Below are 12,131 nucleotides of genomic sequence, written 5' to 3' on the forward strand. Positions count from 1 at the left end.
GCCCGGTTTGGGCGGGTGTTCGAAGGGGCAGGACAAATTTCAGGCAAAAAAAATCCCAAGCAGCTGATGGAAGCTTGGGACTTAAAAATGCATAAACCGTGGTGGTGAACGCGGGGCGATAATATCCCAGCAACCCACTTGTAACAATATATTTTCGACCACCGGCCGGTTAAAAAAAATCGTAAGCCCTTAAATATCCACACTTTTTTTATGGAACATGAGCAAGACTCTGACTAAACCAAGTCATCGCAAACGAAAGCAACAGGCCTGAAAACAGTACCAGAAACATTACGTCACAGACGGGCTAGACTCCACCACACAAGAGCTGAAGGCTTCTGAAAGCACTCGCTTTTGACAGCAAGCCCCCCCCTTTCACCTGAGTACACAAGCCATGTGTGAATCATGTGATTCAAAACCACTTCAAAACGCGGGTGGTCGCCGTAAGTTCCTGAAGTATGCCGGCCTTGGAGCCGGTGCCCTGCTATTGGCTGGCGCCCTGCCTGACCAACTCCTCCTGGCCGCCGAGAAAACGGCGCCACCCCCAAAACCGCAAAACTCAATCAACCCCGACATGGCCCTTCAACGGCTAATGGAGGGAAACGAGCGATATGTTTCCGGTACCTCCAAGACTCATGACTTCAAGGCCGAACGAGAAGCCCTGGTCACAGGCCAGAACCCGTTCGTGTCGGTACTCAGTTGTTCTGACTCTCGTATCGCCCCCGAGTACGCTTTTGACACTGCCCGGGGAGATCTTTTCGCCATACGCGTTGCTGGCAATTTCGTCACTGATGAGGGTTTGGCCAGCCTTGAATACGCTGTCGCGGTGCTTGGTTCACCACTAATCCTCGTGCTCGGGCATGAAGACTGCGGTGCGATTAACGCAGGTATCAAGGCGGTAAAAGATCACACCGTTTTTCCTGGCCACATCCCGAAACTGACTGAGGCACTCAAGGGCTCTATCGAGACGGTACTCAAGGAGCCGGGTAGTCTTCCCGCTAATGCGGTAGCGCAAAATGTCAAAGACTCGGTCAAGCGACTAAAAAATGCTTCCCCCTTGCTGACGGACGCCCTCAGCAAAGGCACGTTGAAAGTAGTGGGCGGCGTTTATCGCCTGGCAACCGGGAAAGTAGACCTGATCGCCTGATTCCAACACCAGTCATTGGCATAGCCAGGCATGAAAAGCCCAGCGCAATGGCTGGGCCCTGGTTACCTTCTGTTTTCCATCATCTTGTCTGCGAGCGCCTTGGCTCTTTCGATCAACAGGTTCTGCCTGTCTTCGTGAGTAGCCCCACCTACGACCGGGGCCGTCAGGTTGCTCTCCGCAATCAATGCAGCGCAGAAAAACTGATCCCAAACAGTTCTAGTCTCAGACGTCTGTTTGTTCGTTTGGTCGGCGATCATATGCGGCTCCTTTTGATGAGGTAGCACCGCCAGTTTACGCCTCAATTGCTGCAAACCGCCCTTTACCTGGATCGAATCACGATCGTCGACGCGAGCATATCGCCAAGACGTTTGCGCGAACCAAAGAAAATAAAGATCCAGTCAAGAATACTCAGGAACGGTGTGGTGATATTGCGCACAAAGGATTGATAAAGATTGCAGTCAAGGTAGCTGCGCTCATCTATCACCGACATGCCCAGCCATTTTTTGCCAACGCTTTGACCATTGGGCATAGCGTCGGAAAACAGGTAATAGCCCGCACCCGCGCCCAGCGCCAGGATGGCGACCACAGTGGGAGGCAGACCTACGAAGTCGCCCATTCGCCCCACAAACAAGAACAGAAAGAACGTGATGAGTGAGTCGATCATTTGCCCACCCCACCGACGTCCCAGACCCGCCAGGTTTTTTGGCTTTTGATATTCGTTTTGAGTATTACTGACATCCATGCGTCGTCGCCTGTTGGTGGTTGATACAGGCGTATCGGCGCCACCTCAGCAACGTTTAATTACGCGCTTAGCAACCAAGAGAGATGAACGGTGCCATCCACAGGCGTGAATTGATCTGGAAGCGTTCCATTGCAAGGTGCAACGCAGAGGCAAAAATGCAGGTTTGCTTGCTGCCGTTCGGGAGGTTCTGGCTCAGTCGCAGCGATGTGAAGGGCATTTGTTTCTCCGCGCAAGCCCTTCGGTGAGCAATAAATTGCTGTAGAATCCCGCGAAATTCAGGAGGGCAAAATGCCGACTTCATCTGTACGAACTGGGACCATCCCAGCCCTCACCGGCCTGCGCTTCTTCGCGGCATTGATGGTGTTTTTCTCGCACTACCCAATGGCAGGAATTAATGAAGACATCGGCAGATTTTTCGCTTCCGGTTATTCGGGTGTTACCTTCTTTTTTGTTCTTTCAGGTTTCATCATTGCTTACAACTATCTAGATCGATTTGAAACTAACCCTGCGAGCAATACACCTCGATATTTATGGGCGCGATTCTGCCGTGTATACCCGATCTATTTCCTGACGATGGCATTCGTTTATCTACAGCAGGGTGGGCAAGGTCCGGTGTCGGTCTACGTGTTGGCGCTACAATCCTGGCATCCCAACATCTACGTCATTGGCGGCCTGAACGGTCCAGCGTGGAGTATCAGCGTTGAAGCGTTTCTTTACCTCACCTTTCCACTCCTTCTGCCTCTGTTCAACAAGCTTGGCATATTTCAAAATAAAGGCCGACTCGTTACTCTGGCTTTACTTATAGTTTTCGCCCAGTTTGCGGCTGCAGTTTATCTATCAATGCCACCAAGAGATTTACTGTCTCCTGCTGACCCGAACTCTTCACACCGTTGGTTATACAACTTCCCATTGCTGCGCATAATGGATTTCAGCCTCGGAATCCTGGCGGCGATATACTTTTCGCGACACGTTAAAGCATGTGCAAGCGAGAAACCATGGCGCCTGATTTCCTATGCAAGCATAGCCGTTGTGTTGGCGGTGATGGCCTCGAAAAATCTCTACTATTCAGCGTATAGCTGGGATGCAGCTTACGCCGGAGCCTTCACCCTGCTTATTCTATCGCTGGCGATGGACCAACAAAGCAGGCTGAGCAAGGCACTTTCCACGAAGAAGATTGTTTTCTTGGGAGAGGCATCGTTTGCGTTTTACATGATCCACATGATCGCAGCCCCAATTTTTGCAGCGAAGGCTCCAGGCTCATTCGTGACGAACGTAATCTTCGAGATGTTTTTCCTCGGCCTGATTATGACGATGTCCGTAGGCCTGCATGTGGCCGTAGAAAAACCCTGCCGTGATTTTCTCAACGGACTGATCAGCTCAAAAAAAACAGTAAAACCGAACGTAGTTGAGGTTGAGCGGTAGGCGTCTTAAAGTCTGACCTGGCGGCATCGGGCAATCCGGTGCCTCAGCGCTCACATCGCCCAGCAGACCTGCAATGGTGGTCGAGCGGTTACCGCCTCTTTGTTTGTTGCATCAGCCAGTTACCAAGCTACCCGGCCGAGCTAGCAGATGCTTGCTGATGCCAACAACGAATGCAGGGCGCGGCGTTCATATTAAATTCTGCTATACCTAAAAACTGTTATTTGCTCTGCCCTCCCCCGAACGCAACTAGCCAGATCAAGTCAAGGAAGAATGCCGTGAGATATCTCGCCATTTTTGTCTTAGCCCTGCTGTCCGACAATGCACACTCCGCCAATGCAACCTCAGTTACCGATGATGAGTTTTACAAGGCCTATTCGGTCGTAAGCACGGAAGGCAAACTACCTATTCGTGACGTTATAGTAAAAAGGGTCAGCGAAGATTTCACTTCGTACCGAGGCTTCCAGCTCAACTGCGTGAGCCGCAAGCTCAGTGACACCGGTTTTTTCAGTTCGCCAGATGCGGCACGGCGTGAGTTATCCACTCTCAAAGCTTCAGACCGTACCTTCAAGCTGCTGACAGACGAAGTATGGGCCGCGGCGTGCGGTACTATAGGGCCGACTGTCGTCAGCAAAAGCGTTCAACCACCCAACGCATAGCCCCCACCCCTGACTTGGGCCTGGTGAGCAGCCGCAGCCAGGTCGGCCCCGCGTTTCACCCTACAGCGTGCGCGTGAGAGTGTCGCAGCCCCTCTCGGTTACAGCCATAACTTTCCTCAAGGCAAAAAATACCCGCGCGGAGGCGAGTTTTGATGTGGTCATTCAGCGAATGCGCGAATGATGGCGCGGACGCCGTCTGCCGTTTAAACTCCGCGCCTCCTCACAAAAGCACTCCAACACGAGTATCGGGACGCATGATAAAAAACATCCAATACCTGCGATTTATCGCGGCCTTTCTCGTTGTTTGCGCCCACTCGAACCTTCAGATCTACGGCATCCCGCCGAGCCTGACGAACCTCGGCGGTTTCGGCGTCGACATCTTCTTCATTATTAGCGGCTTCATCATGCCCTTCATTCTGTACGGTGGCTTGTACAGGAAAGACTCGGTAGCCCTAATGGGACCGGCAGGGTTCATGTGGCGTCGGATCACCAGGATCTGGCCAATGTACTGCTTCACCATCAGTGTGGTGGTGCTGGTTTCCTGGCTCGTCATGAACGGAAAGATCGACAATGTGACTGCCGAACTGGCCTATTTCTTCAATGGCTCCAAGATGGATCTGGGCTGGTACGTGGAAACGCTGACGTTCACCCACTGGACACGTCCTCCTATCCTCGGGATCGGCTGGACACTGCAGGTTGAATTCATGTTCTACGCGGCCATTGCCGTAGTGTTGCTGTTCCGCGCGCAGACGCTGGCCACCCTCGAAGTGGGTCTGGTCGTTTTCTTCTTTGGCGCGATGCTGTTGGCTTCCAACACCCACGTTGGCGTGGTGGCGACCTCGTTCGCGAATCCGATGATTGTTGAGTTCATGCTTGGCATCTTCCTTTATCGCCTGGTGTCGGGTGGCACACTCATGCCCAGGGGTGTAGCGATCGTGTGCGCCGTTCTCGCAATTCCACTGTTCCTGTTCGTCGAATTGAACGCACTGATACAGGTACCAGGTCTGCTCTATCGTCCAATCGCCTGGGGTATGCCGGCGTTCCTGCTTGTGTGGGCAGCGCTGAGCCTTGAGCGAGACACCAAAGAGTCAAAGGTATTCGGCTTGCTCGGTGATGCGTCGTACAGCCTTTACCTGATCCATGGATTTGTTGCGCCAATATTCTTCTTCCTGTGGATGCGCTCCGGCCTGGATCAAACAGTCAATGTATGGATCTATCTGGCCTGCTATCTGTTTGTTTGCCATGCCGCAGGCATTGCCGGGCACCTCTACATCGAAAAGCCAATGAACACGGCAATCAAAAAATATATGCGAGTTAAACCTAAATGCGTTACTTCCTAACTTCCCTGTTACTGGCCGTTGCAGGGTTCGCTCATGCCGCTAATGGGCCAGACGGCGTACCTATCGAGGAAAACTTTCAAACCTGTACCAACCTTGATTGCGGTGCAGCCGTCGTCAGCAAGTTCCACACTGACCAACGCAGCCTGAACGGCCCTACTGTATTCGGCGAAACGTTTTACACCGAAGACGGCCGCTCCAACTTTGTCAGGACGATGTTTGCGCCAACGAAGATCCGGATGGTTTATAACCCGGCAACAGGCCAGGTGTTTAAGCCGATGATGGACTATATTCCAACGAAGGAAGGCATCAAGCTCACACGCGACAGCGCCATCAAGAAAGCACCGCGTGGATACTCAAACGACATGACTGAGGCCGAACTAAAGAACTACGGTGTGCGCGTAACACCAGGCTTCCAGGAATTCCAATACGCGATCACTTATGACAAGCACCAAAGCTTCGCATCGAAAACCATCGGTACCTTGGGCAATTTGAGGAAGGTGATCGGCACAGTCCCACTTTCCATTACCTTCTTCGGGGACTCAATCACCGTTGGCGCCAATGCCACTAGCATTTACACCGCACCCAATCAGCCTGGGTACGCGGGCCTTGTCATGGCGTATTTGAATTACAAATACCCACTGATGGTCGAATCACGCAATAACGCAGTGGGAGGATGGAGTTCGATCAATGCCGTCTCTGCTGTGGAATATCGAGTTAACGACAAGAAGTCCGATCTAGTTGTTTTGGCCTTTGGGATGAATGACGGTGGCGTGTTTAAACCCAACGAATATAAGGCAAACATGCAGGCGGTCATCAGCGCCATTAGAGCGAAACAACCAAGAGTGCCAATACTGCTGGTGTCACCGCAGCGAGCAAACCCTTCGACGTTCATTCAAAAGCGTCTGAACATTACAGGTTATTTGCCTGTACTACGAGAGCTTGCCAGGGACAACGCATCGGTAGCCGTAGCCGACATGACGTCGGCATGGGACATGATGATGTCCAGGAAAAACTATCTGGATGTTACTGGGAACGGCTTGAACCACCCCAACGATTTCGGGCACCGGGTTCTCGCCGAAGTGGTTCTGACGGCCATTCTTGGTCCTGATTACTGATTAAACGATCTTCGCAAAATTGTGCGCGTCCCGATACAGCGTGCCAGTTGGTCTAACTGGTAGCTGCGGCGGTCTTGAGGTTTGTAGTAGAACCCCTCCGTGCCGGCAGCGCGTTGATTCGCAGGGCTGCGGAGCACTGGCTGGCGCGCACGGTGACGACGTGCTGGTGGTCTACAGCTAGATCAAAATCGATCTGAAGGTGTAAACCTTATTCAGGACGGGACATTTTGACAATTGATCCCCCAATACGTCCTGGATTCAAAGGAGAGTCTTAGCCTTTTTCCCGTTTTTCATCTCTACGGAGTCGATGATCGACCAACGAACATCGGTGTTCATCAAGCAATAAGGCGTAGCCTCAATTGTTCTCGGCTTCGCCACGCCCCTGTACCGACAAGCAGGCTCATTGCAGCAATGATCAGTTTCGTTCGCATGGAATCGACCCTGGCTTTTCTGAATAGTCGAGCTGCCCGCAACGGACCGACACGCCATTGCAGACGGCCAATGGCGGCATCAAAGCCTGGAATGCCGCCTAGAAATCAGGTAAGACCTTTATAAAAAAGGCCTTGAGCAGTAAAAAAACCACAAAACGCAGCACCTCTTGCGACTCTATAGGACCCAATAAACATTGGCTCAAACGGTTGCGTTTTGGGGAAGAATATTCGCAGAAGAAATCCCGCCTCCGGCGTCCTGCCGAACGTATAAAACACTATCTCGCAACTCCTCAGCACCAAAAGGCGCCAAACCCAAACTCGGGATTGATAATTTTTGACAATTTTTGACTTCAAAGTAACCGCGATCAAGCGCTGAATGGCCGTCTGCCAATTTTTGGGAAACTTCCTATAGCCCTTAAAGAGCGGTACAGGTTTACTTTGCCAAAGTTCACTTACTGGCGATGTTTTCGCCTCTCTCGCCCCAACTAGCCAGGTCAAGTCAAGGAAAAATACCGTGAGATATCTTGCCATCTTTGCCTCAACTCTACTGTCCGCCAATGCATATTCTGCCGACACCCTACTGACCAACTATGATTCGTTTCACAAATCCTATTCGGTAGTAAGCGCGGAAGGAGAACTGCCCATACGCAACGTTGTAGTTAAAATCGTCGGCGAACAGTTCTCGTCGTATCGAGGCTTTCAAATCAACTGCGTGAGCCGCAAGCTAAGCGATACCGGGTTTTACAGCACTCCAGATGCAGCAAGGCGTCAGTTACCCGCTCTTGATAGCGCAGAAAAAACCGTCAAAGTACTAACGGACGAAGTGTGGGCTGCAGCGTGCGGGGCTGAACAGCCAACGCCGGTCAACGATAGCGTTCAACCACCCAAAGCATCGTAAGCCCTCTCGCACGTCACACCCCTGGCTCTGGGTTGGTCAGCAACTTCATCCAAATCGCCCGCTCGCTGGTCAGCGCGCTTGAGCACGTCGGCAAGCACCATTGCGGCGCGGGTCGCTGACTTGCTTGCGGTGGCAGCGCAGGAATTGCCGCTGGTTTGACTGACTGCGAGTCGAGCGGCAACGGCGTCGGCTACCCCGCGCAGGTCGTCAGCAGAAGCGCGAGCGGCAGCAGCATCAGAAGTCGCTCGGTCGATGATACGTCGGCCATCTTGCACCGCTTTGTTGATTGACTGCAGATAGGCCTGTTCCTTGGCGCGCGCAACACGAACAACAGGCAAGGGAGTGGGCTTGCGAACGCACCACCACCAAGACAAGAAAGTGCTCAAGCCATAGGTATCAATAGGTCAGGGAGAGTCGTTCACAATTCTGAGTGTGAACAGAGGCAGGCACGAATCCACGCTCACATTGCCTGTGTGAACGAAGCCTATATTTTGTGAACGTTCTGATGAAATCCAAGACAACAAAAAAGGGCCCACCTTTCGGTGAGCCCTTCTAGACCGCCCAGCAGAGCGGATTTTGTTTGGTAGGCGCGATTGGACTCGAACCAACGACCCCCACCATGTCAAGGTGGTGCTCTAACCAACTGAGCTACGTGCCTGCTGTGAGGCGGCATTCTACGGAATTCCGGAGGGGTGTCAACACCTTTTTTCGAGCTAACCCTATGAATATGCAAAATATTTAATTTTGCAGCGATGAAGAAGATTTTCCGGTGGCTGGCGGTCGATTTTTAACTCGGGTAGGATCAAGGCACTCGTAAAATATATTAAACAGAGGCAGCAGGATGGCGAACACTCCCTACCCAGAATCCTATTACGCCGCATCGGCCAATGCGGTTCCGCCGCGCCCGGCCTTGCAGGGTGAAGTAGAGACTGATGTCTGCGTGATCGGCGCCGGTTACACCGGTCTGTCCTCTGCCCTGTTTCTGCTGGAGAACGGTTTCAAGGTAACGGTTCTGGAAGCGGCCAAGGTTGGTTTTGGCGCGTCGGGTCGTAACGGCGGTCAGATCGTCAACAGCTATAGCCGCGATATCGATGTGATCGAGCGCAGCGTTGGCCCCAAGCAAGCACAGTTGCTGGGGCAGATGGCGTTCGAGGGTGGGCGGATCATTCGTGAGCGGGTCGCCAAATATAATATCCAGTGCGACCTGAAGGACGGTGGCGTGTTCGCAGCCATCACGGCCAAGCAGATGGGTCATCTGGAATCGCAGAAGCGCCTGTGGGAACGTTTCGGTCATACGCAGCTTGAGCTGATGGATCAACGTCGTATCCGTGAAGTGGTGAATTGCGATCAGTATGTCGGGGGCATGCTCGACATGAGCGGCGGGCACATTCATCCGCTCAACCTGGCACTGGGTGAAGCCGCAGCCGTTGAGTCGCTGGGTGGCATTGTCTATGAACAGTCGCCAGCAGTGCGCATCGAGCGCGGCGCGAATCCGGTGGTGCATACGCCAGAGGGCAAGGTCAGGGCCAAGTTCATCATCGTGGCGGGCAATGCTTACCTCGGCAACCTGGTGCCGGAGCTGGCAGCCAAATCGATGCCTTGCGGGACTCAGGTGATTACCACCGAACCGCTGGGCGAGGAATTGGCGAACAACCTGCTGCCGCAGGATTACTGCGTCGAAGACTGCAATTACCTGCTCGACTATTACCGCCTGACGAGTGACAAGCGCCTTATCTTCGGCGGTGGCGTGGTGTATGGCGCGCGGGATCCGGCAAACATTGAGGCGATCATTCGGCCGAAGATGCTCAAGGCGTTCCCGCAACTCAAGGACGTGAATATTGACTACGCCTGGACCGGCAATTTCCTGCTGACTCTGTCGCGTCTTCCACAGGTCGGACGGATCGGTGACAACATCTACTATTCCCAAGGCTGCAGCGGCCATGGCGTGACGTATACGCACCTGGCGGGCAAAGTGCTGGCCGAGGCGCTGCGAGGTCAAGCGGAGCGTTTTGATGCGTTTGCCGATCTGCCGCACTACCCGTTCCCTGGCGGACAATTGCTGCGCACACCGTTTGCGGCGCTGGGCGCCTGGTACTACGGACTGCGGGACAAATTCGGATACTGATACAAAAAAGGGGCCGCTGAATGCGGCCCCTTTTTTGTAGGAGTGGTGTTTACAGTTTGTCCCGTGCAATGCCGCTGCGGATCCGCAGGATATCGGCGAGTACCGCAAGGGCGATTTCAGCCGGTGTCTTGCTGCCCAGGTTCAATCCGATCGGCGCATGAATCCGCGCCAGCTCGGCCTCCCCCAGACCACCAATCCTGCGCAACCGCTCAAAGCGCTTTTGCGATGTCTGCATGGACCCCATCACACCGATGTAAAACGCTTCGGTACGCACCGCTTCCATCATCGCCAGGTCGTCGATGCGGGGATCGTGGGTCAACGCCACCACCGCCGTGTCGCTGTGGCAACCGCCGTCAGCAATGAACACCGAGGGCAACTGACGACGAATCTCGACGTTTTCCAGCATCACGCCTTCCAGCACCTCGTCGCGCGGATCACAGAGAATCACTTCGAAACCTAACCCGACGGCGAACGCTGCACACGCCTGCGCAACCGAGGAATACCCGGCCAGCAACAAGCGTTGAGCCGCACCGATCCGCACGCGTACCCGGTCGATCTCACGCTCGATGCGCACGCCCTGCTCGCGATCATCGAACAGGCTGCGCGCACCGCTGGCCAGATCGACTTCGCGGATCAGGCGACGCTGACCCAACAACGCCGACTCCAGTTCTCGCAGATGCGCCTGAACCTCGCAATCCGGCCCAAGGTTCTCCACCAGCACATCGAGTACACCGCCACAGGGCAGACTCACCCGCGAGCGCGGATCATCACCCTCGCCATAACGCACGACGCTGACCGCTTCCAGGAACGCCCCTTCGGCGACTCGCTCGAGAAAGTCCTCCTCGACACAGCCACCCGACAGCGAACCGATCCATTGCCCGTCAGCGTTCACCGCCAGCAGCGAACCCGGTGCACGCGGCGCCGAGCCGTAGGTGGCGAGCACCGTGCACAGCCAGACGCGCTGACCCGCCGACGACCATTGCAGCGCCCGGCGCACGACTTGCAGATCGAGATGCTGCATATCAGTGCGCCTTGTGCTCGAGCGGCGGCGCATCAGCCCGCAACTTCTGCACGTCATTCACCGCCAGATCATCCGGCTGACCACCCCAGCCCTGACGCAGGTAGTTCAGCAAATCAGTCAGTTGCTCGTGACTGAGCTTCTCGGCGAACCCAGGCATTGGCTGCATATGCTCAAACCCGGCAAACTTCTGTTCGCCAATACCGTCGTCGATCACCCGCACCAGGTTGCGTGGATCTTCCAGGCGCAGCGTGGTGTTGCCGCGCATGGCCACCGCGATGTGCGGTTTGCCCTCGCCACCGACCGCGTGGCAACCGGCGCAGACATTCAGGTATTCCTGACGGCCGCGTTGAGCGCTGGCGGTGAGCTTGTCCAACGGCACGTCAGTCAACACCTTGGCTTGCGGCGGTTGATCGCCGAGCAGGAAGGTCGCCATCGCCGCGAGGTCCGGGTCATTGAGGCCCTGGGTGCTGTTGTGGAACACCGAAAACATCTCGTTGAACATCGTGCCCTGAGCGCTCATGCCATGCTTGAGGAACGAGCTCAGGTCCTGATGGTTCCAGCCGCGAGCCGCGAGGTCATTGGCCAGCAGGCTCGGTGCCAGATAGCCATTGAGCAGGCCACCGGTCAGGCGCTTGTCCTGCTGCATCGCGCCCGGCAAACCGCGCGGGGTGTGGCATTCGCCGCAGTGGCCGAGCACGTCGACCATGTACTGGCCGCGCTTATAGGCATCGCTTTTGCCCTCGGTGGACGAAAGCTTCACGTCTTTGCCGTAGAGCATGTTCCAGCCCATCAGGCCCAGGCGCACGTTGAACGGAAAACTGAGGCTGGTGACTGGCGCTGCACGCTCGATCGGCTCGACGGTTTTCAGGTACGCGTGAATCGCGTCCGAGTCGTCACGCGGAATCAAGTGATACGAGGTGTACGGCATCGCCGGGTACAGGTTGGCGCCGTCACGGCGCTTGCCTTCGGTCAGTGCGGCGAAGAATTCGTCATCGTTGTAGAGGCCGATGCCGTGCTCTTTGCTCGGGGTGATGTTGGTGCCGTAGATCGTACCGAACGGCGAGACAATCGGCAGACCACCCGCGTACGGCGCGCCACCCGGCGCGGTGTGGCAGGCCATGCAGTCGGCGGCGCGGGCGAGGTATTCGCCGCGCTTGACCTGATCTTCCGCGTGCGCCAGCAACACCGGCGCAGCCAGACCGACCGCCAATGCCAGGCGGGAAAGTAGTTGCTTCAT

13 protein-coding genes and 1 tRNA gene are annotated in these 12,131 nt (G+C 54.9%); 7 read left to right on the plus strand and 7 right to left on the minus strand.

Annotated features, from left to right (window positions below; all coding sequences use genetic code 11):
• Positions 1–391 precede the first annotated feature (391 nt).
• Positions 392–1,144, plus strand: coding sequence for a carbonic anhydrase (locus SB725_RS16075; protein WP_059181192.1), 753 nt, complete (start codon positions 392–394; stop codon positions 1,142–1,144).
• Between the two features lie 62 nt (positions 1,145–1,206).
• On the opposite strand, the gene SB725_RS16080 is transcribed toward SB725_RS16075, so the two are convergent.
• From SB725_RS16080 to SB725_RS16090, 3 genes are all read right to left on the minus strand, one after another.
• A complete protein-coding gene (locus SB725_RS16080) occupies positions 1,207–1,401 on the minus strand; it encodes a hypothetical protein (protein WP_059181194.1) in 195 nt (64 codons plus the stop codon).
• 62 nt (positions 1,402–1,463) lie between these two features.
• Positions 1,464–1,886, minus strand: a complete 423-nt coding sequence (locus tag SB725_RS16085) for an RDD family protein (RefSeq protein ID WP_027921572.1) — start codon at positions 1,884–1,886, stop codon at positions 1,464–1,466.
• Positions 1,887–1,953: 67 nt separating this feature from the next.
• Positions 1,954–2,103, minus strand: a complete 150-nt coding sequence (locus tag SB725_RS16090; protein ID WP_410922238.1) for a hypothetical protein — start codon at positions 2,101–2,103, stop codon at positions 1,954–1,956.
• 71 nt (positions 2,104–2,174) lie between these two features.
• Here SB725_RS16090 and SB725_RS16095 point away from each other — a divergent pair, with 71 nt between their 5' ends.
• The 5 genes from SB725_RS16095 to SB725_RS16115 all read left to right on the plus strand — a co-directional run bounded on the left by SB725_RS16095 (position 2,175) and on the right by SB725_RS16115 (position 7,748).
• Entirely contained in the window at positions 2,175–3,308 is a 1,134-nt protein-coding gene (locus SB725_RS16095; protein ID WP_410922239.1) for an acyltransferase family protein, read from the plus strand.
• A 275-nt stretch (positions 3,309–3,583) separates the two neighbouring features.
• Positions 3,584–3,964 carry a hypothetical protein gene (locus SB725_RS16100; RefSeq protein WP_059181196.1) on the plus strand — a complete coding sequence of 127 codons (381 nt, stop codon included), beginning with the start codon at positions 3,584–3,586 and terminating at the stop codon, positions 3,962–3,964.
• A gap of 152 nt (positions 3,965–4,116) precedes the next feature.
• Positions 4,117–5,304 carry an acyltransferase family protein gene (locus SB725_RS16105; RefSeq protein WP_082694295.1) on the plus strand — a complete coding sequence of 396 codons (1,188 nt, stop codon included), beginning with the start codon at positions 4,117–4,119 and terminating at the stop codon, positions 5,302–5,304.
• A complete protein-coding gene (locus SB725_RS16110) occupies positions 5,289–6,419 on the plus strand; it encodes an SGNH/GDSL hydrolase family protein (protein ID WP_059181198.1) in 1,131 nt (376 codons plus the stop codon). Before SB725_RS16105 ends, SB725_RS16110 begins: the two co-directional genes overlap by 16 nt.
• A 945-nt stretch (positions 6,420–7,364) precedes the next feature.
• A complete protein-coding gene (locus tag SB725_RS16115; RefSeq protein WP_410922240.1) occupies positions 7,365–7,748 on the plus strand; it encodes a hypothetical protein in 384 nt (127 codons plus the stop codon).
• Here the strand turns inward: SB725_RS16115 and SB725_RS16120 are convergent.
• Positions 7,727–8,023, minus strand: coding sequence for a DUF2514 family protein (locus tag SB725_RS16120; protein ID WP_324188012.1), 297 nt, complete (start codon positions 8,021–8,023; stop codon positions 7,727–7,729). The genes SB725_RS16115 and SB725_RS16120 overlap by 22 nt on opposite strands.
• Before the next feature lie 306 nt (positions 8,024–8,329).
• Positions 8,330–8,406 (minus strand) — tRNA-Val (locus SB725_RS16125).
• Between the two features lie 183 nt (positions 8,407–8,589).
• On the opposite strand from SB725_RS16125, the gene SB725_RS16130 reads away from it, so the two are divergent.
• Positions 8,590–9,873: an NAD(P)/FAD-dependent oxidoreductase gene (locus SB725_RS16130; protein ID WP_410922241.1), complete on the plus strand. Its 1,284-nt coding sequence runs from the start codon at positions 8,590–8,592 to the stop codon at positions 9,871–9,873.
• A 49-nt stretch (positions 9,874–9,922) separates the two neighbouring features.
• Here the strand turns inward: SB725_RS16130 and SB725_RS16135 are convergent, their stop codons facing one another.
• Positions 9,923–10,894 (minus strand): XdhC family protein, encoded by a 972-nt coding sequence (locus SB725_RS16135; RefSeq protein ID WP_194939766.1) that lies wholly within the window; start codon positions 10,892–10,894, stop codon positions 9,923–9,925.
• Position 10,895: 1 nt separating this feature from the next.
• Positions 10,896–12,131, minus strand: a complete 1,236-nt coding sequence (locus SB725_RS16140) for a c-type cytochrome (protein ID WP_410922243.1) — start codon at positions 12,129–12,131, stop codon at positions 10,896–10,898.

The sequence above is a fragment of the Pseudomonas sp. SIMBA_041 genome, assembly GCF_046535095.1.
GTDB classification, from domain to species: Bacteria; Pseudomonadota; Gammaproteobacteria; order Pseudomonadales; family Pseudomonadaceae; genus Aquipseudomonas; species Aquipseudomonas mucoides.